Origin of the sequence: Actinorugispora endophytica (assembly GCF_004363075.1) — a bacterium.
GTDB classification, from domain to species: domain Bacteria; phylum Actinomycetota; class Actinomycetes; order Streptosporangiales; family Streptosporangiaceae; genus Actinorugispora; species Actinorugispora endophytica.
The window spans coordinates 1-26,122 of sequence record NZ_SNYN01000011.1 but is presented as its reverse complement, the minus strand read 5'-3'; the positions used below and the strand labels follow the sequence as shown (position 1 = coordinate 26,122).

Annotated in this window: 18 protein-coding genes; 12 read left to right on the top strand and 6 right to left on the bottom strand. The window is 72.9% G+C overall.

Annotated features, from left to right (window positions below):
* Positions 1–42 precede the first annotated feature (42 nt).
* On the top strand, positions 43–1,767 hold the full coding sequence (locus tag EV190_RS14460) for a glycerol-3-phosphate dehydrogenase/oxidase (protein WP_133742087.1): 1,725 nt from the start codon (positions 43–45) through the stop codon (positions 1,765–1,767).
* 13 nt (positions 1,768–1,780) lie between these two features.
* Here the strand turns inward: EV190_RS14460 and EV190_RS14455 are convergent, their stop codons facing one another.
* Complete coding sequence (locus EV190_RS14455; protein WP_133742086.1) at positions 1,781–3,541, bottom strand: stealth family protein; 1,761 nt, start codon at positions 3,539–3,541, stop codon at positions 1,781–1,783.
* Positions 3,542–3,861: 320 nt separating this feature from the next.
* On the opposite strand from EV190_RS14455, the gene EV190_RS14450 reads away from it, so the two are divergent.
* The 4 genes from EV190_RS14450 to galE all read left to right on the top strand — a co-directional run bounded on the left by EV190_RS14450 (position 3,862) and on the right by galE (position 10,059).
* Positions 3,862–5,247: a 3' terminal RNA ribose 2'-O-methyltransferase Hen1 gene (locus EV190_RS14450; RefSeq protein ID WP_133742085.1), complete on the top strand. Its 1,386-nt coding sequence runs from the start codon at positions 3,862–3,864 to the stop codon at positions 5,245–5,247.
* Positions 5,244–7,823: a polynucleotide kinase-phosphatase gene (locus tag EV190_RS14445; protein ID WP_133742084.1), complete on the top strand. Its 2,580-nt coding sequence runs from the start codon at positions 5,244–5,246 to the stop codon at positions 7,821–7,823. Before EV190_RS14450 ends, EV190_RS14445 begins: the two co-directional genes overlap by 4 nt.
* A 150-nt stretch (positions 7,824–7,973) precedes the next feature.
* Complete coding sequence (locus EV190_RS14440; RefSeq protein WP_133742083.1) at positions 7,974–8,918, top strand: DUF4097 family beta strand repeat-containing protein; 945 nt, start codon at positions 7,974–7,976, stop codon at positions 8,916–8,918.
* A 121-nt stretch (positions 8,919–9,039) separates the two neighbouring features.
* Positions 9,040–10,059, top strand: coding sequence for a UDP-glucose 4-epimerase GalE (galE, locus tag EV190_RS14435; protein WP_133742082.1), 1,020 nt, complete (start codon positions 9,040–9,042; stop codon positions 10,057–10,059).
* A gap of 102 nt (positions 10,060–10,161) precedes the next feature.
* On the opposite strand, the gene EV190_RS14430 is transcribed toward galE, so the two are convergent.
* Positions 10,162–11,403 carry an FAD-dependent oxidoreductase gene (locus EV190_RS14430; RefSeq protein ID WP_133742081.1) on the bottom strand — a complete coding sequence of 414 codons (1,242 nt, stop codon included), beginning with the start codon at positions 11,401–11,403 and terminating at the stop codon, positions 10,162–10,164.
* A gap of 144 nt (positions 11,404–11,547) precedes the next feature.
* Between EV190_RS14430 and EV190_RS14425 the strand changes: the two genes are divergently transcribed.
* From EV190_RS14425 to guaA, 4 genes are all read left to right on the top strand, one after another.
* Positions 11,548–13,125: a succinic semialdehyde dehydrogenase gene (locus EV190_RS14425; RefSeq protein WP_133742080.1), complete on the top strand. Its 1,578-nt coding sequence runs from the start codon at positions 11,548–11,550 to the stop codon at positions 13,123–13,125.
* Positions 13,126–13,323: 198 nt separating this feature from the next.
* The gene (locus EV190_RS14420) at positions 13,324–13,914 is read left to right on the top strand and encodes a methanogen output domain 1-containing protein (protein ID WP_208113176.1); all 591 of its coding nucleotides are present in this window, start codon (positions 13,324–13,326) and stop codon (positions 13,912–13,914) included.
* Positions 13,908–15,035 carry a PP2C family protein-serine/threonine phosphatase gene (locus EV190_RS14415; protein WP_133742079.1) on the top strand — a complete coding sequence of 376 codons (1,128 nt, stop codon included), beginning with the start codon at positions 13,908–13,910 and terminating at the stop codon, positions 15,033–15,035. Before EV190_RS14420 ends, EV190_RS14415 begins: the two co-directional genes overlap by 7 nt.
* Before the next feature lie 536 nt (positions 15,036–15,571).
* Complete coding sequence (gene guaA / locus EV190_RS14410) at positions 15,572–17,158, top strand: glutamine-hydrolyzing GMP synthase (protein WP_133742078.1); 1,587 nt, start codon at positions 15,572–15,574, stop codon at positions 17,156–17,158.
* Between the two features lie 73 nt (positions 17,159–17,231).
* On the opposite strand, the gene EV190_RS14405 is transcribed toward guaA, so the two are convergent.
* The 3 genes from EV190_RS14405 to EV190_RS14395 all read right to left on the bottom strand — a co-directional run bounded on the left by EV190_RS14405 (position 17,232) and on the right by EV190_RS14395 (position 20,034).
* Positions 17,232–18,176 carry a hypothetical protein gene (locus tag EV190_RS14405; RefSeq protein ID WP_133742077.1) on the bottom strand — a complete coding sequence of 315 codons (945 nt, stop codon included), beginning with the start codon at positions 18,174–18,176 and terminating at the stop codon, positions 17,232–17,234.
* 222 nt (positions 18,177–18,398) lie between these two features.
* Positions 18,399–18,602 carry a hypothetical protein gene (locus EV190_RS14400; protein WP_133742076.1) on the bottom strand — a complete coding sequence of 68 codons (204 nt, stop codon included), beginning with the start codon at positions 18,600–18,602 and terminating at the stop codon, positions 18,399–18,401.
* Positions 18,589–20,034, bottom strand: a complete 1,446-nt coding sequence (locus EV190_RS14395; RefSeq protein ID WP_133742075.1) for a PspC domain-containing protein — start codon at positions 20,032–20,034, stop codon at positions 18,589–18,591. The genes EV190_RS14400 and EV190_RS14395 overlap by 14 nt, the downstream gene beginning before the upstream one ends.
* 202 nt (positions 20,035–20,236) lie before the next feature.
* Here EV190_RS14395 and EV190_RS14390 point away from each other — a divergent pair, with 202 nt between their 5' ends.
* Together EV190_RS14390 and EV190_RS14385 are read left to right on the top strand one after the other, a co-directional pair.
* On the top strand, positions 20,237–21,436 hold the full coding sequence (locus EV190_RS14390; RefSeq protein WP_133742175.1) for an ATP-binding protein: 1,200 nt from the start codon (positions 20,237–20,239) through the stop codon (positions 21,434–21,436).
* A gap of 69 nt (positions 21,437–21,505) precedes the next feature.
* Complete coding sequence (locus EV190_RS14385) at positions 21,506–22,171, top strand: response regulator (RefSeq protein ID WP_133742074.1); 666 nt, start codon at positions 21,506–21,508, stop codon at positions 22,169–22,171.
* A 51-nt stretch (positions 22,172–22,222) separates the two neighbouring features.
* Here the strand turns inward: EV190_RS14385 and EV190_RS14380 are convergent, their stop codons facing one another.
* Complete coding sequence (locus EV190_RS14380; RefSeq protein WP_133742073.1) at positions 22,223–23,152, bottom strand: nucleoside hydrolase; 930 nt, start codon at positions 23,150–23,152, stop codon at positions 22,223–22,225.
* Positions 23,153–23,265: 113 nt separating this feature from the next.
* Between EV190_RS14380 and pcrA the strand changes: the two genes are divergently transcribed.
* Positions 23,266–25,563 (top strand): DNA helicase PcrA, encoded by a 2,298-nt coding sequence (gene pcrA, locus EV190_RS14375; protein ID WP_133742072.1) that lies wholly within the window; start codon positions 23,266–23,268, stop codon positions 25,561–25,563.
* Positions 25,564–26,122: the final 559 nt, after the last annotated feature.

Here is a 26,122-nt window from a genome sequence, read left to right as displayed (position 1 = left end):
CACAGAAGTGTCTGGCAGTCACCCGTTTTGGAGAGGCGTGAGATGACGGCAGCACGGATAGGGCCGCAGGAGCGGGAGACCGCACTCGACCACATGGCCGGAAACGAATTGGACGTACTGGTCGTCGGCGGCGGCATCGTCGGCGCGGGCGTGGCGCTGGACGCGGTGTCACGGGGGTTGTCCGTGGGGCTGGTCGAGGCCCGCGACTTCGCCTCGGGAACCTCCAGCCGGTCCAGCAAGCTGATCCACGGCGGCCTGCGCTACCTGGAGCAGCTGGACTTCGAACTGGTGCGCGAGGCGCTCACCGAGCGCGGACTGCTGCTCGGCCGGCTCGCCCCGCACCTGGTGCGCCCGGTCCCGTTCCTGTTCCCCTTCACCAAGCACTGGGAGCGGCCCTACATCGGCGCCGGCGTCACCCTGTACGACACGCTCGCCATGACCTTCTCGCACAACCGCGGCCTGCCCGGGCACCGGCACCTCACCCGGGGCGGGGCGCTGCGGATGTTCCCCGCGCTGAGGCGGGACGCGCTGGTCGGGGCCGTGAAGTACTGGGACGCCCAGGTCGACGACGCCCGCTACGTGCTCGCGGTGCTGCGCACGGCCGCCACCTACGGCGCGCGGATCGTCTCGCGGGTGCAGGCCGTGGGCTTCCTGCGCGAGGGCGAGCACGTCACCGGCGCGGACGTGGTGGACCTGGAGACCGGCCGCGAACTCCGGGTACGCGCCAAGCAGGTGGTCAACGCCGCCGGGGTGTGGACCGACGACATCCAGGAGATGGTGGGCGGCCGCGGCCAGATCCACGTGCGCGCCTCAAAGGGCGTCCACCTGGTGGTGCCGAGGGACCGGATCCAGGCGTCCTCGGGGCTGATCCTGCGCACCGAGAAGAGCGTGCTGTTCGTCATCCCGTGGGGGAGGCACTGGATCGTCGGGACCACCGACACCGAGTGGGACCTGGACAAGGCGCACCCCGCGGCCAGCCGCACGGACATCGACTACGTGCTCGACCACGTCAACGCGGTCCTCCGGGTGCCGTTGAGCAGGGACGACGTCGAAGGCGTGTACGCGGGCCTGCGTCCGCTGCTGTCGGGCGAGTCCGACGAGACCTCCAAGCTGTCCCGCGAGCACGTGGTGGCGCACCCGGTGCCCGGCCTGGTGCTCATCGCGGGCGGCAAGTACACCACCTACCGGGTCATGGCCAAGGACGCGGTGGACGCCGTCGCGCACGGCCTCGGCGGGGGAGTGCCCGAGTCGGTGACCGACAGGGTGCCGCTGGTCGGCGCCGACGGGTACGCCGCCCTGTGGAACCAGCGGCGGACCCTGGCCCGTGAGTCGGGGGTGCACGTGTCCCGGATCCAGCACATGCTGCGCCGCTACGGCTCGCTGATCCACGAGGTGCTGGACCTGATCGCCGGGCAGCCGGACCTGAGGGAGCCGCTGGCCGGCGCCGACGACTACCTGCGCGCCGAGGTCGTCTACGCGGTCCGGTACGAGGGCGCCCGCCACCTCGACGACGTGCTGTCGCGCCGGACCCACGTCTCCATAGAGACCTGGGACCGGGGCCTGGCCGCCGCGGAGGAGGCCGCCCGGCTGATGGCGGGCCCTCTCGGCTGGAGCGACGGGCAGGTGGCCCGCGAGGTCGAGTACTACAGCAAGCGCATCGAGGCCGAGCGCGCCGCCCAGGAGCAGGACAACGACCACGAGGCCGACGCCGTCCAGCACGGCGCGCCCGACATCGTCCCCGACGCCAGGACGGCAGGGGCCTCATGACCCCGGGGCCGCGTCACCGCGCGTCGGGGGAGCGCCGCTCGAAGGAGCTGGGGTAGGGGAAGTAGGCCTCCAGGAAGCGGTGCAGCCGTTCGGCGGTCCGTTCCCGGGCCGACTCGTCCATACTCACGTCGTTGAGGCAGAAGAGGTCGAAGCCGCGCTCGGCCTCGAGCTTCGCGAGCCGCTCCTCGGCCGTGTCGAGGCCGGTGTCGACGTAGCAGAAACTGAACTCGCCCGCCACCGCCCGGCCGGTGAGGAACGCGTAGTGGTGGTGCAGTGAGGCCGCCATGGCGATGTCGGTCGTGGCGCGGAACCGGGAGCGGCTGGTGCGCTCGACGTCCTCGGCGAAGCGCTCCTCCAGTTCGCGCATCACCGAGCGCAGCTGCGGGTGCGGGGTGTGCTTGAACTTGTGGGTGATGAACCGGCCGTGCGAGTCCAGCAGCAGTTCGCGGACGTTCTTCCCCGCCGAGTTGGGCGCGGCCTCCTCCGGGTGGGGCTCGCCCACGCCGTACTGGTACGGGGAGAACGGGATGCGGGCGATGCCGTTGCCGTGGAAGAACGCCTGCGGCTGGATCGGCCGTCCGACGAAGACGTCGTCGTTGAAGTACAGGTACCGCTCGGAGAGGCCGTCGATGTGGTGCAGCTGGGTCCCGATCGCGTGCGAGTTGAACACGGGCAGCGCGCCGGGGTCGGTGAACAGGTCGGTGTGGTCGACGACCGTCAGCCCGGGGGCGTCGGGGTCGAGCCACGAGGGGGCCTGGCCGTCGGTGACGACGTAGACGTGCCGCACGAACTCCGCGTACGTCTGGAGCGAGCGCAGCGAGTACTTCAGCTCGTCGTGGCTGGTGTAGCGGGAGGCGCCGGTCTCCCTGGCCGAGATGCGGGCCGCGCCCGGGCGGTACGACTCGCGCTTGCGGGCCAGTTCCGGGTCGGTGCCGTCCACCCACGTGTAGACGACGTCGATCGGGAAGTCCACGTCGTCGATGCGGGGCCGCTCGAACACCTCGAAGGCCGGCAGGCTCATCCCCGCCACCCGGCGGGTGACGGGCTTGCGCGCGCCGGCGGGGAGCACGTCCGCGACGGGGTTGCGCCGCGGCGCGACCAGGGAGTCGGCGATGATGTCGGGCGGGACCTGCACGCGCAGCCTGGCCAGCCGGGTCGGGGCGGACGGGCTCTCCAGGACCTTCGCCCCGTCCTGCCAGAACTCCACGTCGCATCCGAACTCCAGGCCCCCCAGGAGCTGTCCGGCCGGGCCGAGCAGGAGTTCGCCGAACCTGATCACCCCGGAGGTCCTGACCTCCTTCGGCAGCGCGCCGTCGGCGTAGAGCGAGCCGGTCACCGGCACCCCCTCGGCCCGGCTCCTGGCCGCGTAGAGGGCGGTGCCCCCGTACAGCTCCCGCATCGCGTCCAGCAGCCGTTTGCGGTCGTCGCGGTGGACCCCGAGCGCGTAGCGGACGGGGGTCCGCACGGGGACGAGGAAGTGGTCCACTCCGGCGTGCTCCAGCGCCCGCACGACCAGGGAGAGGTTGTGCTCGGCGGCCCCGCTCGCGGTGAACCGCTCGACGACGCGCCCGACGGCCTCCTCGCCCCGGTGCTCGATCCGGCGCGTGGCCGGGTCCGAGTCCAGCAGCTCCCGGCGGCGTGCGGCGACGCGCTCCAGCCGCTTCCGCTCGGCCGCGGCCTCGGCCGCGAGCCGGCGCTCCTCCGCCAGGGCGGCGCGCCTGGCCGGGGGGAGAAGCCTCTCGAGCGCTCTGCGCGCACGTCTCGACACACCCATGTCTGGTCCTTTCCGGCGGCGCGGCGGCGGGGCGGCGGAGGGCGGGGCCCACGGCCGACGCGCGAAGGGGGAGGGGGATGTCCGCCGCTCCTGTCCGGGCACGGCGGGAGAACGGTCCCGGCAGGGGACCGTCGGAGTGCTTTCCCGGCAAAAGGGAGAGTTCAACCTTACCGACCCCTGCCGGAGACCCGGACGCGTCCCGCCGGCCGTCCGGGAGGGAGGGCGTCCCCGGAACGGGGGTGGGGCGGCCGGAGCGTTCCCGGCCGCGCGGCGGTGGAAAACCACTCGATGGGGCGGGGCGGCTGGGCGAGACTGGGGGCGTGCTCCTGACGATATCCACCACGCACCGGCCCGCCGACGACCTCGGCTTCCTGCTGCACAGCCGCCCCGACCGGGTGCGGAGGTTCGAGCAGCCCTACGGGGCCGCGCACGTGTTCTACCCCGAGGCGGGGCCTGAGCGGTGCACGGCGGCGCTGCTGCTGGAGGTCGACCCGCACGCGCTGCGCCGCGCGCGCAACGGGCGGACCCCCGACTTCGCGCTCGCGCAGTACGTCAACGACCGGCCCTACGCGGCGTCCTCGCTGTTCGCGGTGGCGCTCGGAGACGTGTTCCGGGCCGCCCTGCGGGGCCGGTGCGAGGCCCGGCCCGAGCTGGCCGACACCCCGCTGCCGCTCGTTCTGGGCCTGCCCGCGGTGCCGTGCCGAGGCGGCCCCGACCTGGCGCGGCGGCTGTTCGAGCCGCTCGGTTGGGCGGTCCGGGCCGAACCCGTTCCGCTGGATCCGGGCCTGCCGGGCTGGGGCGATTCGCGGTACGTCGCGCTCACCCTCAGCGGGGAGCTGCGCCTCGCCGACGCCCTCGGCGACCTGTGCCTCCTGCTGCCCGTCCTGGACGACGCGGGCCACTACCGGCTGGAGTCCGGCGAAGCCGACGAGCTGCTGCGCGCGGGCGGGAGCCGGCTCGCCGCGCACCCCCTGCGCGACCTCGTCACCAGCCGCTACCTGTCCTGGGGGAGGGGGCCCGCGCGCACCGCCGTCGAGCGGCTCGCCGAGGTCGAGGGAGCGGGGGAGGGGGCCGGCGGCCTCGCCGAGGAGGACGCCGGGCGCGGCCCCGCCCTCGCGGAGCAGCGGACCGGGGCGGTGCTGTCGGTGCTCAGGGCCGAGGGCGTGCGCGACGTCATCGACCTGGGGTGCGGCAGCGGCGGACTGCTGGAGCGGCTCCTGGACGAGACCGCCCTCGACCGTGTCACGGGGGTGGACGTGAGCGCGGACGCCGTCGGGCGGGCCCGGCGCCGCCTGCGCGCGGACGGGACGCCCGGGTCCCGGCGCCGCCGACTCGACCTGTTCGAGGGGTCGGTCCTCTACCGCGACGCGCGGTTCGCCGGTTACGACGCGGCCGTGCTCGCGGAGGTCGTCGAGCACATCGACCCGGCCCGGCTACCCGCCATGGAACGCGTGGTGTTCGGCGACGCCGCGCCCCGGCTGGTCGTGGTCACCACCCCCAACGCCGAGTACGGCGTCCGCTGCGAGGAGCGGAGGCCCGGCGGCCCGAGGCGCGCCGACCGTCGCTTCGAGTGGACCCGGGCCGAGTTCCGCGCCTGGGCCGACGCCGTCGCCGAGACCTACGGCTACCGGGTGCGGTACCTGCCCGTGGGACCGGAAGACCCGGTCCTCGGACCGACCACCCAGATGGGAGTCCTCACCAGATGACCGGACCACGCGTGCTCCGCGTCCCCGCGACGGGACTGGTGGTGCTGGTCGGCGTCTCGGGCGCGGGCAAGTCCACGTTCGCCGCCCGGCACTTCGCGCCCGCCCAGGTCGTCGGCTCCGACTTCTGCCGGGGCCTGGTCAGCGACGACGAGAACGACCCGTCCGCCACCGAGGACGCCTTCGATCTGCTGAACCACATCGTCGCCAAGCGGCTCGAACGGGGCCTGCTCACCGTCGTGGACGCCGCCAACGTGCGGCGGCGGGACCGCGCGCGGTTGGTGCGCGCGGCCAAGGACAACGACGCGCTGTGCGCCGCCGTCGTCCTGGACGTGCCCGAGGGCCTGGCGCGGGAGCGCAACCGGGGCCGCGCCGGCCGCGGCCCCGGCGACCACGTCATCCCCCGTCAGCAACGCGACCTGCGCGCCGGTGCCAAGCGCCTGGACCAGGAGGGCTTCCAGCGGGTCCACGTCCTGAACGGCCCCGAGGAGATCGACTCCGCGGTCCTGGAGCTCGAGCGGCCCCGGAACGACCGGACCGAGCTCACCGGCCCGTTCGACGTCATCGGCGACGTGCACGGCTGCCGCGCCGAACTGGAGGCGCTGCTCACCGGACTGGGCTACCGGATCCGCCGCGACGGCCTGGGCCGGCCCGTGGGCGCCGGCCACCCCGGTCGCACCGCGGTCTTCGTCGGCGACCTGGTGGACCGCGGCCCCGACTCGCCGGGCGTGCTCCGCCTGGTCATGGGCATGGTCGAGGCCGGGGAGGCGCTGTGCGTGTCCGGCAACCACGAGAGCAAGCTCGTGCGCGCGCTCAGGGGAGCCGGGGCCGGCACCGGGGGCGGGCTCGCCGAGACCCTGGAGCAGCTCGACGCGCAGACCGAGGACTTCCGCCGGAGGGTCCTGGCCTTCTGCGACGGACTGGTCAGCCACTACGTCCTGGACGGCGGCGCCCTCGTGGTCGCGCACGCCGGTCTCAAGGAGGCCTACCACGGCCGGACCTCGGGCCGGGTGCGCTCCTTCGCGCTGTACGGCGAGACGACGGGGGAGACCGACGAGTACGGCCTGCCGGTGCGCCTGCCGTGGGCGAACGACTACCGGGGCCGGGCCGTGGTCGTCTACGGGCACGTGCCCACCCCGGAGACCGAGTGGGTCAACAACACCATCTGCCTGGACACCGGCTGCGTGTTCGGCGGGCGGCTCACCGCGCTGCGCTATCCCGAGCGCGAGGTCGTGGACGTCCCCGCGGAACGCGTCTGGTACGAGCCGACACGGCCGTTCCCGGCCGGCGGAGACCGGTCCGCGGCCGCCGGGACGGGCCGCGCCGGCGGCGTCGTCGACATCAAGGACGTTCCGGTCGGCGGGCCCGGGGAGTCCGGCGGCGCCGTCGAGACCGCGCACGGACGGGTGCCCGTGCCCCGGGACCAGGCGCTCGCCGCGCTGGAGGTGATGAGCCGCTTCTCGGTGGACCCGCGCTGGCTGCTCTACCTCCCGCCCGCCATGGCGCCCGCGCCCACCTCCGCGGACCCCGCGCTCCTGGAGCGCCCCGAGGAGGCGTTCGCGCACTACCTCGCCGAGGGAGTGGAGCGGGTGGTCTGCCAGGAGAAGCACGCGGGGTCGCGCGCGGTCGCCGTGGTCTGCCGCGACGAGGGCGCGGCCGGGCGGCGGTTCGCGCCCGGCGCGCTCGGCGCGGTGTACACCCGTACCGGGAGGCCCTTCTTCACCGACCCCGAGGCGGAGTCCGCGGTGCTGGCCGGCCTCCGCGACGGGGCCGCCGCCGCCGGGATGTGGGAGGAGTTCGACACCGACTGGCTGGCACTGGACGGCGAACTCCTCCCCTGGTCGGCCAGGGGCGAGGGGCTGGTCCGGGACCGGTACGCCTCCGTCGGCGCCGCGGCCCGGGCCGTGCTCCCGGCCGCGGCCAGGGCACTGTCCGATGCCGCGGCGCGCGGTGCGGACGTGGCGGACCTGGCGGAGCGCGTCGACCGCCGCGCCGCCGCGGTCGAGGCGTTCAGCCGGGTGTACCGGCGCCACGCCTGGCCCACCGACGGCCGCGCGGGGCTGCGGTACGCGCCGTTCGCGCTGCTGGCCGCGGAAGGCCGGTCCTTCGCGGACCGCGACCACCTGTGGCACATGGGTGTCGCCGAGAAGTTGGCCCGCTCCGCGCCCCTCGTCCTCACCACCCGCTACCTGGCCGTGGACGTCGCCGACCCGGCGGCCTCGGAGGCGGCGGCCGAGTGGTGGCGCGGGCTGGTCGCCGCGGGCGGGGCGGGCATGGTCGTCAAACCGCTGGAGGGGCCCCTGGCAACGGGGGACCGGGGACTGGCCCAGCCGGGACTGAAGGTCCGCGGCCCCGAGTACCTGCGCGTCGTCTACGGCCCCGACTACGACGACCCCGCGCGCATGGCGACCCTGCGCGGGCGCCGCCTGGGCCGCAAGAGCGACCTGGCCCTGCGCGAGCACGCGCTGGGTCTGGAGGCCCTGGCCAGGCACGCGCGCGGCGAACCGCTGTGGCGGGTCCACCAGCCGGTGTTCGGCGTCCTCGCGTTGGAGTCCGAACCGGTCGACCCGCGACTGTGAGCGGCGGCGGGGAACGCGGTTCCCCGCCGCCGGTGGTGCTGGTCCCACCCGCCATGAGCGTGCTGGAGCCATCGATCGGCGCGCCCCCGATCGACAGAATCGAAGGGAACAGGGAAGACCGGGACACGGGCGGCGGAGGCGGGAACGGCGATGAGGCGGACGGTACGGAGCATCCTGGTGGGCGGGTTCGCCGTGGGCGGGGTCGCGGCCCTCACCGGGTGCGGACTCGCGGTGGACGTGTCGGCGGGAGTGACCGAGGAGGGCGCCACCGACACCTACACGGGTGTGGACGCCCTCGAACTGAGCAGCAGGGACGGCGCCGTCACCATCACCGGCGGCGACGTCTCCGAGGTGACGGTGGAGCGGGTCCTGCGGTACACGGGGGACACGCCCCCCGGGGAGACCGTCACGGAGGACGGCGGCACCCTCGGCGTCGTCGCGGAGGGATGCGGCGACGGGGGCGGGCTGGGCCTCGTGTGGTGCGACATCGACTACACCGTCACCGTGCCGGTCGGCACGGCCGTCTCGGTGGACAGCGCGGACGGCTCCGTCACCGTCGACGGCACCGGCGCGTCCCTGGACGCCCGGACCAGGGACGGCGAGGTCGTCATCAGGGGCGCCGCGGGGCGGGTCGACGCGTACACCGCGGACGGGTCGGTGACCCTCTCGGGCGTCGAGGCCGGAGCGGTCACCGCCGAGACCAGCGATGGCGGGGTCGAGGTCACCGACACGGTGGCCGACACGCTCTCCGTCACGACCCGCGACGGCCGGGTCGACCTCAGCGGGGCCGAGGCCGGTTCGATCGCCGCCGAGACCAGCGACGGCGGGATCGAGGTGACCGGCGCGGTCTTCGACACGCTCACGGCCAGGTCCAACGACGGCGCGCTGGCCGTCACCGCGACCGCGGCCTTCGACAGCATCGACGCGTCCACCAACGACGGGCCCGTCGAGGTGCGCACCCCGGCCGACAGCGGCCCCTACGCGGTCGAGACCTCCACCGGCGACGGCAGGGTCACCGTCGACGTCCCCGAGAGCGACGAAGCCGAGTCCGCGATCACCCTCACCACCCGTGACGGATCGATCGACGTCCTCTGAGCGGCCCGGGGGCGGAACCCGTCCGGCGCGCGCCGGACGGGGCGGGCGTCCGCGGACGCCCTATGCTGAGGGGCAGGTCGCTTCGCCAGTGCGGCCCCTACTTGGATTCCAGGTGCGATCAATGAACGTGTTGCTCACCGGCGGAGCCGGGTACATCGGAAGCCACGTCGCCGTCGAGCTCCTTGAGAACGGCCACGACGTGGTCGCCCTCGACAACCTGCACAACAGCGATGTCGAGGCCGTCAACCGGGTCAAGCGCATCACCGGCCGCGACCTTCCCTGCTATGTGGGGGACGGCACGGACCCGGAGCTGCTGGACGAGATCTTCACCGAGCACCGGATCGACGCCGTCGTGCACTGCGCCGGGCTCAAGGCGGTCGGGGAGTCCACGGAGCGGCCGCTGCTGTACTACCGGAACAACCTCGACCTCCTGATGACCCTGTGCGAGGCCATGGACGCCCACGGGGTCCGCTCCCTGGTGTTCAGCTCGTCGGCGACCGTCTACGGGGACCCCGGCCGGGTCCCGATCACCGAGGACGCGCCGCTCAGCGCCACCAACCCGTACGGCGCCACCAAGCTGTTCGGTGAGCGCGTCCTCGCGGACCTGGCCGCGGCGTCGCCCGACTGGCGGATCATCTCGCTGCGCTACTTCAACCCGATCGGCGCGCACCCCAGCGGCCTCATCGGGGAGAGCCCCAACGGCGTGCCCAACAACCTCTTCCCGTACATCGCGCAGGTCGCGGCCGGGCGCCGGGAGAAGGTCCTCGTCTACGGCGACGACTACGACACCCCCGACGGCACCGGTGTGCGCGACTACCTGCACGTGGTCGACCTCGCACGGGGGCACCTGGCCGCCATCGAGCACCTCGCCGACGCCTACGGCGCGCGCGCCTACAACCTGGGCGGCGGCCAGGGCACCTCGGTGCTGGAGGCCATAGCGGCCTTCGAGCGGGCCTGCGGCAAGGAGATCCCGCGCCAGGTGGTGGCCCGCCGCCCCGGCGACATCGCGGTCTGCTACGCCGACCCCGCCGCCGCCAACCGGGAACTGGGCTGGAAGACCACGTTCACGCTGGACGACGCGTGCGCCGACACCTGGCGTTGGCAGTCCGCGAACCCGGACGGCTTCACGGACCGAGCCTGAGGCCGTCCCCCCTCTCCCCGCTGATCTTGACCTTTCCGGGGTCTCAGAAGCGGTGGAGAGCCCGGAAAGGTCAAGATCAGCGGGAGAAGCGCCGCGGACCGGTCATCGGGCCGGGGTGCGGACGTGTTCCGGCGTGATGCCGTACATCAGGACGCGCCCCAGCGTGGCGCCCCACGCGCGGCTGGAGGTCAGCGCGGTGACCGCCCTGGGCGGTGCGGGGTCGCCGCCGAGGGCCCGCGCGATCACCTGCCTCTGGATGACGCGCTGGATGAGCTGGACCCCCCTGGTGGGCAGCTCCCGGCGGCGCTGCACCCGGTCCACCAGCGCGGGGTTGAGCGTCCGGGTGAAGCGGTCGGGGTCGGACTGGGCCCGGTACAGCGGGTCGGCCAGCAGGTTGGCGGCGGCCACCGCGTCCTGGACCGCCAGGTTGATCCCCACCCCGCCGACCGGGCTCATGGTGTGCGCGGCGTCGCCGACGCACAGCATCCCGGGGACCGACCAGCGGGGGAGCCGGTCCATGCCGACCTCGAGGAAGGCCACCTTGTCCCAGCCGTCCAGGGCGGTGATCCGGTCGGCCAGGAACGGCAGGAGGCCGGTGATGGACGCCTGGAGACGTTCGATCCCGCGTTCGCGGATCTCCCTGTAGGAGCCCTTGGGGACGAGGTAGGCGATCTGCCAGTAGTCGCCGCGGTCGATGGCGGCGGTGAACCCGCCGCCGCCGACCCGGCCGGCGAGGCCCTCGGGGTCGGTCGCGACGCGGGGCATCCGCAGCCACAGCACGTCCATCGGCGCGCCCAGGTCGAGGGGCGCCAGTCCGGCGGCCTCGCGCAGGGTCGAACGGCGGCCGTCGGCGGCCACCGTGAGCACGGCCCGCAGTTCGTGCTCGCCGTCGGCGTCGCGGTAGCGCACGCCGCGCACCGAGCCGTCCTCCTCGACGAGGCCGTGGACCTCCGAGCTCATCAGCAACCGGAAACCCGGGTAGCGCGCGGCGCTCCCGGTGAGCATGGTCAGGAAGTCCCACTGGGGGATCAGCGCGATCCGCTTGTGCGGACCGGGGATGTCGGCCAGTGAGACGCGCAGGAACCGCCGGTCGGCCGTGCCGATCCCGATCTGCCGCACGTCGCGGTGCGGCAGGGCGTCGAGGTCGTCCAGCAGGTCGAGTTCCCGGAGGAGTTGCAGGGTGGAGGGGTGGACGGTGTCGCCGCGGAAGTCGCGCAGGAAGTCGGCGTGCTTCTCCAGCACGGTGACGTCGACGCCCGCGCGGGCGAGCAGCAGTCCGAGCATGATTCCGGCGGGTCCGCCGCCGGCGATCGCGCACGTGGTGGAGGTCTGGATTCGCGTCATTGCGAGCTCCTGGTGGAACGGAAATTAATTCATCACGTAGTGAAATTAGACCTCCGCCACCCGCTCGGTGTCCAGCCCGAGAGCCGACGCGCTTCGCATTACTCGCCGGTAGCCAAGTCGGGGGCCATGGCCTAGGCTTCGGGCATGGGAGATGTGACGAACAACACTGTCGTGGGCTCCGCAGTGCCGGTCGACGGGCTGGTCGACCGGCTGGCACGGCACGTGGTGAGCGCGTCCGGGCGCACCGCCGTCACCGCGACACCCTTCACCGGAGAACCGCTGGCCGAACTCCCCCGGTGTGCCGCGGAGGACGTCGCCGCGGCCTTCACGCGGGCCCGTGCCGCCCAGCGCGCCTGGGCCGCCACGCCGCCGCGCGAGCGCGCCGAACCCTTCCTGCGCTTCCACGACCTGCTCCTGGACCGCCAGACCGAGATCCTGGACATCCTCCAACTGGAGACCGGGAAGGCCCGGCGGCACGCTTTCGAGGAGGTCTACTACGCCGCCTCGCTCGCCCTCCACCACGGCCGCCGCGCCCCGCGCCTGCTGCGCCGCAGACGCACCGCCGGAGCGGCCCCGGTCATCACCCGAACCTTCGTGAACTACCAGGCCAAGGGCGTCGTAAGCGTCATCACACCCTGGAACTACCCGCTGGCGCTCGCCGTCGGCGACGCCGTGCCCGCACTGCTCGCGGGCAACGCCGTCGTCGCCAAGCCCGACACCCAGACCGCGCTCAGCGCCCTGTGGGCCATCGACCTCATGGTCGAGGCCGGACTGCCCGAGGGGTTGTGGGTCCCGGTCCTGGGCGACCCCGCCGAGATCGGCGACCCGCTGGTGGACGAGGCAGACCACGTGGCCTTCACCGGCTCCTCGGCGACCGGGGCCCGGATCGCCCGGCGCGCCGCGTCCCGGCTCGTCGGCTGCTCCGCCGAACTCGGCGGCAAGAACCCGATGATCGTGTGTGAGGACGCGGACCTGGCCCGGACCGTCGAGGGCGCGGTGCGCGCCTGCTTCGGCAGCAGCGGGCAGCTGTGCGTCGGTACGGAGCGCGTCTACGCGCACGACTCCGTGTACGACGCCTTCGTCGGGGAGTTCACCGCCGCGGTCCGCGCGATGCGGATCGGAGCGGACATGGACTACTCCGCGGACATGGGGTCTCTCACCCACCGGCGCCAGCTGGACCGGGTCGTCGAGCACGTGGAGGAGGCCCGCGCGAAGGGGGCGACCGTGCTGGCCGGGGGGCGCCCCCGCCCCGACCTCGGACCGTTGTTCTACGAGCCGACCGTGCTCGCCGACGTGGACCCGTCCATGTCGCTGTACGCGGACGAGACCTTCGGCCCGGTCGTCTCCGTCTACCGGTTCAGCCGCGAGGACGAGGCGGTCGAGCGGGCCAACGACACCGACTACGGCCTCAACGCCAGCGTGTGGACCCGCGACGTGGCGCGGGGGCGCCGCATCGCCGAGCGGGTCCGGGCCGGAACCGTCAACATCAACGAGGGCTACGCCGCCGCGTTCGCCAGCCAGGGGGCGCCCCAGGGCGGGATGAAGCGCTCCGGCCTGGGGCGACGGCACGGAGCGGAGGGCCTGCTGTGCTACACCGAGCCGCAGACCGTCGCCAGCCAGCACTTCGTCGGCCTGGGCGGTCCCCCCGGCATGGGTGCCGAGACCCTGTCCAGGGTGCTGACCGAGAGCGCCCGCCTGATGAAGCGCCTGCGCCTGCGCTGACCCGGCGGGGGCGGCGGGGCGGATGGAAACCGACCGCGCCCCGAAAAACCGACCGCCGCTTCCGATCTGGGGAAAAACCGGAAAACGCCTGCGAGGCGCGAACCGGCGGCGTACCGTACTCCCCACGGAGCCGTCGCCGCGTCACACTCCCCGAACCCCTCAGAGGCCGACGGCTCCCGCGCGGTCTTGGGAGGGACTATGCGAGTTGCGGACGCGGCGGTCCCGTTCGAGGGTGACGCCTTCAGGCGACGCCTCCTGCGGGAGCTCGCCGCCGCGCTGGAAGAGGTCGTCGGATTGGAGGAGGCAGCCGGGTACATCGGCCTGGTCGGGCAGCGGATCGGAGACGACGTCAGCGACCGCTACCTGGAGGAGACCGGTCTGGAGCGCCTGGACCGCGGCCAGGTCGTCGACGTCCTGATCGACTTCGAACGACGGATTCAGGGCGACTTCCACCTGGTCTCCGAGGACGAGGAGCGCATCGTCCTGGGCAACCGGTGCTGCCCGTTCGGGGACGGGGTCCGCGGAGTCGAGTCGCTGTGCACGATGACCTCCAGCCTGCTGGGCAACATCACGGCCCGCCACCTGGGGTACGCCAAGGTCGAACTGGTCGAGACGATCGCCCGCCGGCATCCGGCCTGCCGGGTCGTCATCCACCTGCGCCGCGACAGCACCGCCGAGCAGGCCAGGGGCGACGAGTACTTCGGCGAGGCCGCGTCCCCGGCCGGGAACGCGCCGTCGGCCGACGGCTCCCCGCCCGACGCGGTCCCGGTCCCCGGACCGACGTGCTGATCGGCACACTCTTCGCCGAGATCACCCGGGCCGTCGGCGAGCCGATGCTGCTGCTGTCGCTCTCGGGGAGGCTCCTCGGGCGGAACACCGCCATGCACCGCCTCTGCCCCGACGCCGGGATCGGGGCGAACCTGTACGACCTCGTGCTGGACGAGCCGGCCCGGATCGCCGGCGCCCTGCGCGGATGGGCCCGCTCGGCGGCCCCGGTGGCCGGTTCGCTCGTGCTCCGGGCGGCCGACGGCGCCGCGACGCGCTGCCACTGCTTCGGCGGACGCGCGGCCTGGGTCGAGGACGACGAGCCCGCGGTGCAGGTCAGGCTGGTCCCGTCGGCCCGGCGCGACCACTTCAGGCGGTTGACCGAGGCCAGGGAGAGCGAGTTCCGGCTGCGCGGCCGGATCGACCGCGAGCACGAGATCGCGGTCGGACTCCAACGCAGCCTGCTGCCCGAACGCGTGGACGGCACCCCGCTGCGGGTCGCCGTGGGCTACGTGCCCACCACGCGCGGGGCGGAGGTCGGCGGCGACTGGTACGACGTCTTCCCCGTGCCCGGCCCCGCCGGGACCGACCGCACCGCCCTGGTCATCGGGGACGTGGCCGGGCACGGACTGCCCGAGGCGGCCGTCATGTCGCAGCTGCGCAGCGTCCTGCGCGCCACCGCGCTGGACGGGGACGTCCGCCCGGACCGAGCGGCCGCCCGCCTGGACGGCTACATCGGCACCTACCTGCCGACCAGCATGGCCACCATGTGCTACGTCGTGCACGACCCGACGCGGCGGACCATCGCCTACAGCAACGCCGGCCACGTGCCGCCGATCCTGCTGAGGCGCGGCGGTGGTGTCGAGGTGCTGGACGCCCCGCCCGATCCGCCGCTGGGCTGCGCGCTGGGGGAGGCCCACCACCGCCGCGAGGTCCCCGTGGGGCCAGGCGACCTGCTGGTGCTCTACACGGACGGCGTGGTGGAGCGCCGGGACGAGGCCATCGACATCGGCATCGACCGGTTGGGCCGGCTCGTCGCCGACCAGGTCGATCCGACCCCCGAGTCGGTGTGCGCGGCCGTCATGGCGGTCCCCCCGCCGGGCGACCACCCCGACGACCGAGCGGTCCTGGCGGCGCGGTTCTAGGGAACCTCCGGCGCGGGGGTGGATTCGGGCACCGGTGGTTCCGTTGACGGTCGTGGGCTTTCTGCCCGTTTCGGGGTCTGGAAGGGCGGAAAGCCCATGATCATTCCGGATGGGGGCGGGACCGGCCCTCGAATGTCCGGTGATCTTGCTGTTTCCCCCCGAAACCAAGGTTCTCGGGGGGAAACAGCAAGATCACCAACGGAAACCATGCGAAACGGACATCATGAGCGCGGCCCCGGCCCCCGCCCGCCGTGACCCCGCGATCCGCGTGGCGTGAGGCCGAAAGACCCACCCGGAGCACCAGCACGCCAAACACCCTCGCGCCGGAGCCTCCCTAGTACCCGGCGTGACGACGAGGCGGCGGTGGCCTCCTCGCTGATCGTGGCCTTCTCGGGGTCTCGGAGACGGTTGAGCCCCCGAGAAGGCCACGATCGGTGAGAAGGGCGGACGCCGCGCCCGCATCGGCGAACCCCTCCGGGGCCGCACTAGACTGGCAGTGATCCCAAAGTCATATCCACCTGCTGGAAGGCCGTTACGTGTCCGTTGCCGGTGCTCCCGACAGCACGTTCGACACCGTTCTCGTCGTGGACTTCGGTGCGCAGTACGCGCAGCTGATCGCGCGACGGGTGCGCGAATGCCATGTCTACAGCGAGATCGTTCCCTCGACCATGCCGGTCGGGGAGATGCTCGCCAAGAACCCCAAGGCCATCATCCTGTCCGGTGGCCCCTCCTCGGTCTACGCCGACGGCGCCCCGCAGGCGCCCGAGGGGCTGTTCGAGACCGGTGTGCCCACCTTCGGAATCTGCTACGGCTTCCAGGTCATGGCGCGCTCGCTCGGCGGCACCGTCGCCAGGACCGGCCGGTCGGAGTTCGGCCGCACCGGGATCGAGACCGCCGCCGACAGCGTCCTGTTCCACACGCTGCCCACCAGCCAGTCGGTGTGGATGTCGCACGGCGACGCCGTGTCCGAGGCCCCGGAGGGCTTCCGGGTCGTCGGCAGCACCGGGGGAGCCCCCGTGGCCGCGATGGAGGACACCGGCCGCGGCCTCTTCGGCGTCCAGTTCCATCCCGAGGTCCTGCACAGCGAGCACGGCCAGGACGTCCTGCGGCACTTCCTGTACGAGGGCGCGGGCTGCCGTCCCACCTGGACCATGGTCAACATCGTCGAGGAGCAGGTCGAGCGCATCCGCGCCGAGGTCGGCACCAAGCGGGTCATCTGCGGCCTGAGCGGCGGCGTCGACTCCGCCGTGGCCGGAGCCCTCGTCCAGCGAGCCGTCGGGGACCAGCTGACCTGCGTGTTCGTCGACCACGGGCTGCTGCGCAAGGGCGAGGCCGAGCAGGTCGAGAAGGACTACGTCGCCGCCACCGGCACCACCCTCAAGGTCGTGGACGCCCAGGAGCGCTTCCTCACCGCGCTCTCCGGGGTCACCGACCCCGAGGAGAAGCGCAAGATCATCGGCCGCGAGTTCATCCGCGTCTTCGAGCAGGCGGCCCGCGAGATCGTCGCCGAGGCGGGAGCGGACGACGAGGAGGTCGAGTTCCTGGTGCAGGGCACCCTGTACCCGGACGTGGTGGAGTCCGGCGGTGGCACCGGAACCGCCAACATCAAGTCGCACCACAACGTCGGCGGCCTGCCCGACGACCTCCAGTTCACCCTGGTGGAGCCGCTGCGCGAGCTGTTCAAGGACGAGGTCCGCCGCGTCGGCGAGGAGCTGGGCCTGCCCGCCGAGATGGTGTGGCGCCAGCCGTTCCCCGGCCCCGGCCTGGGCATCCGCATCATCGGCGAGGTCACCGCCGAACGCCTGGCCGTCCTGCGCGAGGCCGACGCCATCGCCCGGGAGGAGCTGTCCCGCGCCGGGCTCGACCGCGACATCTGGCAGTGCCCGGTGGTGCTGCTGGCGGACGTGCGCTCGGTGGGCGTGCAGGGTGACGGACGCACCTACGGGCACCCGGTCGTCCTGCGCCCGGTCAGCAGCGAGGACGCCATGACCGCCGACTGGTCCCGGGTCCCCTACGACGTGCTCGCGACGATCTCCAACCGGATCACCAACGAGGTCCGTGAGATCAACCGCGTCACCCTCGACGTGACCAGCAAGCCACCGGGCACCATCGAGTGGGAGTAGCCGTACACGTGAAGGGGGCCGCAGGGGCGGCCCCCTTCACGTGTCCCGGCCCGCCGGGGGCCGGGGCGGCCGGTCACACCGCCTGGTCGTACTCGGCTCGGCTGTACACCTGGTCGAACCACTCCCCGCCGACGCTGCAGGACACCTGCGCGAACTCCGCGGAGTCGTCCGAGACCGAGACCGTGAGGTAGTCGCCGCTGGTCGGGCTGTTGAGCAGAAAGGTCATCGACGAGTGGAAGTCGTACTCCTCGTGGATGTGGATCGACGCGGGGCGCTCGGGGAACTCGCGCAGGTCGACCTCGGGGCAGCCGCGCCGGATCAGGATCCTGGTCTGCTCCGACGCCAGGGTCTCCGACAGCTCGTCGCAGTACCCGTGCTCCCAGGAGCACTCGCCCGGCCGGTTCAGGGCGGGGGCCCGGCCGTCCGTCTCCACCGGGGCCGAGGCCAGGCCGTCGGGCCGGGGACCGAACGCGTCCTCCAGCTCCGCCGAGGTCATCAGCTCCACGGTCGGGGAGCCGTCGGAGCCCACGAGTGAGACGGACACCTGGTCGAACGATCCGGGCAGGTTGGCCCAGACGATCCGGAACGTGCGCCGGGCGCCGTCGCGGAGCTCCTCGGAGCCGTAGACCTCGTAGAGGTACAGGTTGACGTAGACGGTGTGCTCTCCGTCGAAGTCGGCGATCCCCATGTACGGGTCCTCGTCGAACTCCGAGACGATCGGCTCGTGCAGCGCGGCGAGGTCGCTGACCCCGGCCGGACGCGAGCCCAGCGCCACGACCAGCACCACCGCGGTCAGGAGGGCGAGCGCGGCGCCGCCCGCGGCGAACCCGACAACCAGCCCCGTGCGGCGCCTGGACGCGTAGGGCGGGGGAGGGGGCGGCCACGGCCCCGGGGCCTGGTACTGCGGCGGGAGTGGTCGGGGGCCGCTCGGATAGGGGCCGCTCGGAGGCTGGTACTGACCGGGAGGCGGACCGTACCAGGGTCCGGTCCCGTACGGGGGGTTCTGCTGCGGGTCCACTCGGCGGCTCCAAGATCCAGACGGGGGACGGATCTCACGTCGGTCGCGAAAACGGCGTCGCTCTCGAGGATTCCTGTTCCCCGGAAGAAGTCCGGTGGAACCGCTGCCCGGGTCCGGGCCCGGAAAGCCGGGGTACGGGGGCCTTCCGGCGGCCGGGACGTCGGCGCCCCGCCGGACGGGCACGGCGGGGCGGGACGGGACGGCGGGACGGCGGGACGGCGGTCAGGGCCGCCCGTCCCGGTGGTCACGGGAACGGGCCAGGGACCGGACCACGCCGACCGTTCCCAGGCCGATGGCGAGGATCGGCAGGGCCCACAGCATGTTGAACCGCCAGTCGGTGGCCCCGTACACGACGAAGGCCAACCCCAGCAGTACGAACAGCAGGCCCGCGACAAACGAGGCCCAGTCCGCTCTAGGACGCGACACGACGCACCTCCAAAGCCCCCGAGTGGGTGGACAGGTTGACGGTGAGCACCGGAGGTGCCGCGGCGTCCTCCGGGGCCTCCTGCCGGTCGGCCCCGACCGCGGCCGCGGGCACCGGTTCAAGGACCTCCCGCAGGTCCAGACGCGTCCCCGTCCGGTGGAGGACGTCGTCCAGCCGGATCCCGCCGGCCACGGCCGTGCCGTGCACGACGACCCGGGCCGTGTCGGGCACCCGCACGTCCATACCGCCGAAACCGACCCGCGCGTCCACGTTCACCTCCTGGCCCGGCTCCAGGTCCAACGCGGTCAGGTCCAGCGAGGCGTGCCCGGCCGTCAGGTCGAACGGCTCCCCCGCCTCGGCGGCCGTCGCCGGGCGCCACGTCACGTCGCCGAACCGCAGCGCCGTCAGGTTCACCGTCACCGCGGCCACGGCCAGCAGCGTCGCCAGCGTCGCGAACACGGACAGGCCGCGCGTGCTGCCGACCCACGTGCCGATGACGAGCGCCGCGCCGAACAGGGAGACGACCCCGCCCAGGTACAGCGGTCCCGTCTCGGGGCCCACCAGCGTCGCCAACGGACCCTCCTCGGTCAGAGCGAGCGTCGCGCCGGTGAGCGCGGCCACCGCCCAGAACACGAAGGTGAACAGGCGCACCCCGCGCTGTCGGCGCGCCGGGCTGGCGGCGCGGCCCCCGGTGCCGCCGTCGGCCCGGCCGCGCCGTTTCGGGACGCCGCACAGGCCTTCACCGCCGGGAGGGGCGGGAGGAGGAGGCTTCTCGTCGTCCCCGTAGGGCTCGGACGCGGACCCTCCGGCGGCCTGCCGTCCCACGATCGCCAGGTCGATCGGGCCGTGCGGCGCCGCCGCCCAGGGCTGCGCCGGGTTGTAGTAGGCGGGGACCGGTTCGGGGTGTGGCCCCGTCGGCGGCGGCTCCCCGGTCTTCAGCCAGCCGGGCAGGTCCCGCGCCACCTGGGCCAGGTCCACCCCCCGGTTGTGCGCGACCAGTCCGCCCAGGATCAGCGGGACCGCCAGGACCAGGGTCCCCCATCCGAAGCCGCCGACCAGGCTCAACGCGACCCCGGTCGCCAGGCCCACGCCGAGCAGCGCCGGCACGGCCGAACCGGTCAGGCGGCGGTTCAGCAGCTGCTCGAGCATCGCGGGGCCGCCCCGCGGGTCGCGTGTCAGCAGCCACGCGGCGACGTACAGCCACAGCCCGGTGCCGCCCGCGAGGGCGGTCACCGCGAACGCGGCACGCCACACCACCGGGTCGACACCGGTGTACCGGCCCAGCCCCGCGGCCACGCCGGTGATCACGCTGTCGACGTCGTCCCTGCACAGCGCGCGCTCCTCGTCGGAGCCGACCGGTGGACCCGCCCCCGGCGCAGGAGGCCCAAGAGGGCTCGACCCGCTCGCGCCGTTCACCGGCTCACTCTCCACCATGCTCCCAATGGTCGTCCGTCCGGTGTCCCACTGCCCATCGGGGACCACCCTGACCTCACCCTGAACCCGGTTTCGGGGAAGGAGAGGGTGGCCCCCTGATGCGTCCACCCCGCGGACGGCGGCATGCTTTGGGGTAGCGGACCGGCAGAATGCCCAGAATGCGAGGAGACGGGTGACGGCAACGCGAAGCGAGACCCCGCGGATGTACCGCGGCCGGGACGACCGGCTGTTCGCCGGAGTCGGCTCCGGGCTGGCCCGCCATCTCGGAATCGATCCGGTCGTGGCGCGCCTGGCGCTGCTCGCGCTCTCCATCGGCGGGATCGGCATCGCCGTCTACCTCACCCTGGCGCTCGTCGTCCCGGTCGAACCGGAGGCCCGCGACGAGGCCGCGGCAGCCGGCGACCAGGCCGCCGACGGTAGGACGCGCGCCCGCAGGAAGGGGCGCGACCTCAGCCAGCTGCTCGCCTACGTCGCGCTGGCCGCGGGGCTGGGAGTGCTGTTCCTGCTCTTCGGCGGGGTCTTCGACCCGCTGCTGTGGTTCCTCGTCTTCGGCGCGCTCGGCGGCACCATCCTGTGGCAGCAGGCCAACGTCGCGCAGCGGGACGAGTGGGTCACCGCACCGGTCTTCCGCGGCCGCAAGGGCTGGGTGCGCACCGGCGCGGGGGTCCTGCTCGTCATCATCGGCGTCATCGGCTTCCTCGCCTTCCAGCAGCAGCTGCACGAGGCCAGGGCCGGCCTCACCTTCGCGATCGCGCTGCTGTCCGGCATCGCGCTGATCGCGGCGCCGTGGATCATCGGCCTCGTGCGCGAACGCGACAAGGAGCGCCGCGAGCGCATCCGCAACCAGGAGCGCGCCGAACTCGCCGCGCACATCCACGACTCGGTGCTGCACACGCTCACCCTCATCCAGCGCCGAGCGGAGGACCCCCGAGAGGTCCAGCGGCTGGCGCGCGTGCAGGAACGGGCGCTGCGCAGCTGGCTCTACCAGCGCCCCGCCGACGCGGAGACCACCGTCTCACCCGCTCTCGAACGTGTCGCCGCCGAGGTGGAGGAGGCGCACGGCGTGCCCATCGAAGTGGTCTGCGTCGGCGACTGCCCCATCGATGACGGGATCCGGGCCACCCTCCAGGCCGCCCGCGAGGCCATGGTGAACGCCTCGAAGTACGCCGGAGTGGACGCGGTCTCGGTGTTCGGCGAGGTCGAACCCGACGAGGTGCTCGTCTTCGTCCGCGACCGCGGAGCGGGCTTCGACCTGGACGCCGTTCCCGCGGACCGGATGGGCGTGCGCGGCTCCATCATCGGCCGGATGGAGCGCCACGGCGGCGGCGCCCGTATCCGCACCGCCCCGGGTGAGGGCACCGAGGTGCAGCTGACCATGCCCCGCGGCCCCGAGACCAGGTGACGCCGCGAAAACCGGCCGGGTGCGGCGCCCCACTCCCGGGAGACGCGCACGGGGGGTAAAGTCCACGGCGTGGGAGACGAAATCACTTTTGCAGGCGGTCGCGTTCCGCGCGTCGTCATCGTGGACGACCACCGGCTGTTCCGCAGCGGTGTGCGCGGTGAGATCGGCGACGCCGTCGAGGTCGTCGGCGAGGCCGGTGACGTCGACAGCGCGGTGCACGTGATCAGCGAGCAGCAGCCCGACCTGGTGCTTCTCGACGTCCATCTGCCCGGCGGGGGCGGCGTGGAGGTGCTGCGGAGGGTCCTGGCCAGGCGCCCCGAGATCCGCTTTCTCGCGCTGTCGGTCTCGGACGCGGCCGAGGACGTCATCGGCGTGGTGCGCGGCGGGGCCCGCGGCTACGTCACCAAGACCATCTCGGGCAAGGAGCTCGCCAACGCGATCGTGCGCGTCGCCGACGGCGACGCGGTGTTCTCCCCGCGCCTGGCGGGCTTCGTCCTGGACGCCTTCGCCGCGACCGACGCGCCGCCGGTCGATCCCGAACTGGACCGCCTCACCCAGCGCGAACGCGAGGTGCTGCGCCTGATCGCCCGGGGCTACGCCTACAAGGAAGTCGCCAAGGAGCTGTTCATCTCGGTCAAGACCGTCGAGACCCACGTGTCCTCGGTGCTGCGCAAGCTCCAGCTGTCCAACCGCCACGAACTCAGCCGCTGGGCGACCGCGCGCAAACTCGTCTGAGCCCGCCTCGGAAGCCGCGGCCCGCGACGCGCGGGCGGCGGCTTCCGCGCGTCAGCGCAGCGCGTCCAGCATCCGCCCGAGGAACCCGTCCACGTCGACCCCGGTGGCCAGGGTCACCGGGGGCCGCTCGTCCTCGGCCGCGTTCGAGCGCAGGTCCGCGATGGTCAGGCCGCGCGTGTGCTCGCCCCGCAGCTCCACCCGGACCGGGACGCGCGCGGACTCCGTCATGAGGGCGGGGTCGAGCAGGACCGCCGCCGCCAGGGGGTCGTGCATCGCGCACGCCCGCTCTCCGAGCACCGGCGTGTACCAGCCCACGTAGAAGTCGAGGAACCTGTGCGCGTACGCCGCGCGCTCGCCCGCCACCGCCGCCAGCTCGTCCAGCCACGGTCCCCTCGCCAGGGTCCGCATGGTGACGTCCAGCGCCACCAGTGTCAGGTCGAACCCGGCGCCGAGCACCACGTCGGCGGCCTCGGGGTCGTTGTGGACGTTGGCCTCGGCCCACGGGGTGACGTTGCCCGGGACCCGCACCGCGCCGCCCATGACCACGACGCGGCCCACCAGTTCGGGCAGCCGCGGCTCCAGCGCCAGGGCCAGGGCCAGGTTGGTCAGCGGGCCGACGGCGAGGACGTCGATCTCCCCGGGGGCCGAACGGGCCAGGCGCACCAGCAGCTCGGCGGCCGACTCGGCGACCGCGCGCGCCTTGGACTCGGGAACATCGACGCCGCCCAGTCCGTTGTCGCCGTGCACGCTCTCGGCCAGCTGCGGCGGCTGCACGAGCGGCCGCGCCGCCCCGGCCGCGACCGGGACCCCGGGACGCCCGTACAGCTCCATCAGCCGCAGCGCGTTCTCCGTGGTGGCGTCAACGGAGTTGTTCCCGTACACCGTGCCGACGCCGACGAGCTCGACGTCCGCGCGGGCCGCCAGGTAGGCCAGCGCCAGCGCGTCGTCGATCCCGGGGTCGCAGTCAACGAAGACCCGCAATTGAACCCTCCAGACATCCTTCCCGACACAACCTCTCAAGGGTAGGGCGTGTCCCGGCGGAGGACCTCCGGGACAGGCCCGCGCCCGTCCCCGACCACCCTTACCCTGATGGGGTGTCCTCCCAAGAGCAGCTTCTCGAAGGTCTGAACGAGCACCAGCGCGCCGCCGTCACGCACTCCGGCAGCCCGCTGCTGATCGTCGCGGGCGCGGGCTCGGGCAAGACCCGTGTCCTCACGCACCGCATCGCCCACCTGCTGGCCGAGCGCGGTGTGCGCCCGGGCGAGGTGCTCGCGATCACCTTCACGAACAAGGCCGCGGCCGAGATGAAGGAGCGCATCGAGAGGCTCCTGGGCTCGCGCGCGGCCAACACGATGTGGGTGATGACCTTCCACTCCGCGTGCGTGCGCGTCCTGCGGCGCGAGGCCGGGCGGCTGGGGTACCCGAGCAGCTTCACCATCTACGACTCCGCGGACTCCCAGCGCCTCATGCAACTGGTCTGCCGCGAACTCGACCTGGATCCCAAGCGCTTCCCGCCCCGGTCGTTCTCCGCGCAGGTGTCGAACCTGAAGAACGAGCTGGTGGACTACGACACGTTCGCCGACCAGGCGCAGAGCGAGCAGGAGAAGAAGCTCGCCGAGGCGTACCGGCTCTACCAGCAGCGCCTGCACGAGGCCGGCGCGATGGACTTCGACGACCTGATCATGGTCACCGTCAACCTGCTCCAGATCTTCCCGGACGTCGCCGAGCACTACCGGCGCCGGTTCCGGCACCTGCTCGTGGACGAGTACCAGGACACCAACCGGGCCCAGTACGAGCTGGTGCGCGCGCTCGTGGGCACCGCGGCCCCGGACGCCGCGGTGCCGCCCGCGGAGCTGTGCGTGGTGGGCGACGCGGACCAGTCCATCTACGCCTTCCGCGGCGCGACCATCCGCAACATCCTGGAGTTCGAGCGCGACTATCCCGAGGCCACGACCATCCTGCTCGAGCAGAACTACCGGTCCAGCCAGAACATCCTGACCGCGGCCAACTCCGTCATCGCGCGCAACTCCGAACGGCGCCCCAAGAACCTCTGGTCCGCCCGGGGCGACGGGCCGCCCATCATCGGCTACGTCGCCGACAACGAGCACGACGAGGCGGCGTTCGTCGTCGGGGAGATCGACACCCTCACCGACGACGGTGTCTGCGCGCCCGGCGAGGTCGCGGTGTTCTACCGGACCAACGCCCAGTCCCGGGTGTTCGAGGACGTGTTCATCCGGACGGGGCTGCCGTACAAGATCGTCGGCGGGGTGCGCTTCTACGAGCGCAAAGAGATCCGGGACATCCTCGCCTACCTGCGGGTCCTCGCCAATCCCGAGGACACGGTGAGCCTGCGCCGGATCCTGAACGTGCCCAAGAGGGGCATCGGGGACCGGGCCGAGGCGGTCGTCGAGCTGTTCGCCGCCCGCGAGCGGATCTCCTTCTCCCGGGCGCTGCGCCGCGCGGACGAGGCGCCCGGCATCGCGACCCGCTCGCTCAAGGCGATCAGGGATTTCGTCGCGCTCCTGGAGGAGCTCGAAGGGCTGGTCCCCACGAGCACCCCCACCGAGATCGTCGAGGCCGTGCTGCAGCGCACCGGGTACCTGAGCGAGCTCGCCAACTCCAAGGACCTCCAGGACGAGAGCCGGCTGGAGAACCTTGAGGAGTTCGTCGAGGTCGCCCGCGAGTTCGAGGGAGCCTTCACCGGCCCGCCCCCGGACGGCGAGGAGGCCGTCGATGCGGGGGAGGGAGAGGGCGCCGTCGCTCCCGTGGAGGCCACGCTCGTGGACTTCCTGGAGCAGGTCTCCCTCGTCGCCGACGCCGACCAGATCCCCGACGCGGACGAGCACGGCGGGGTGGTCACGCTCATGACACTGCACGCGGCCAAGGGGCTGGAGTTCCCCGTCGTCTTCCTGACCGGCCTGGAGGACGGCGTCTTCCCGCACACGCGCACACTCGGAGACAAGGCGGCCCTGGAGGAGGAACGGCGGCTGGCCTACGTGGGGATCACCCGGGCGCAGGAGCGGCTCTACCTGAGCCGTTCCGCGGTGCGCAGCGCGTGGGGGACGCCCTCCTACAACCCGGCGTCGCGGTTCCTGGACGAGGTCCCGTCCGAACTGCTGACCTGGCGCCGGGCCGAGTCCTCGATCGGTTCGCTGCGGCCGCCGTCCGCGCAACGGGTCTCCTCGCCGTCGCGGAGGCCGGCCCGCGGGGCGCCGGGCCGCGAGGTGCCGACGCTCAGTCCGGGGGACAAGGTGACCCACGACGCGTTCGGCATGGGCACGGTCGTGATCGTCGAGGGGGCCGGGGACCGCACCAAGGCGCGCATCGACTTCGGCGCGGACATCGGCGAGAAGGACTTCATGGTCAAGTTCGCGCCGATCGAGAAGCTCTGACGAGAAGCACGTCGGTCGTGGTGGAAGCTCCAGGGCCTCCGACCTGCCGCGACGCGGAACCGCCGGGACGGACGCACTGGTCCGTCCCGGCTTCTGATTCTCTCCGGTTCGTCAACGCGCCAAACCTCCGCTAGAGTCAACGACGTCGCCAGGAACGCGGGACACGGCCCGAAAGGCCAGGTCCGGCGCGACGGGGACGAGGTTCGGAGGAACGTGCGAAGCACTGCTGAGGACGGGTACTCTGGACCAAGAGCCGAGCGAGACGAACACGACCGATCAGGTCGCGGGCGGGCCGGTTCACCTCCACTCCGAAACTCCGGTCCGATCACTCTCGGACAGGCGCTAGGGTGGGAACACTCCGGAAGACGACCTGGTAATTGACAGGAAACGGTTTCTGAGTAAGCTTGAAGAGTTGGCCTGAAAGAGATTCTTCTGATAGAGTCTCGGAGGGAAAACTCCGAAGAAAAGCGGAGAATGCCGCACCGGTCGAAGAGCCCCATCCGGGGCTTGTGGACGGAGCAGCGGTTGTTTCTTGAGAACTCAACAGCGCGTGTTTGTT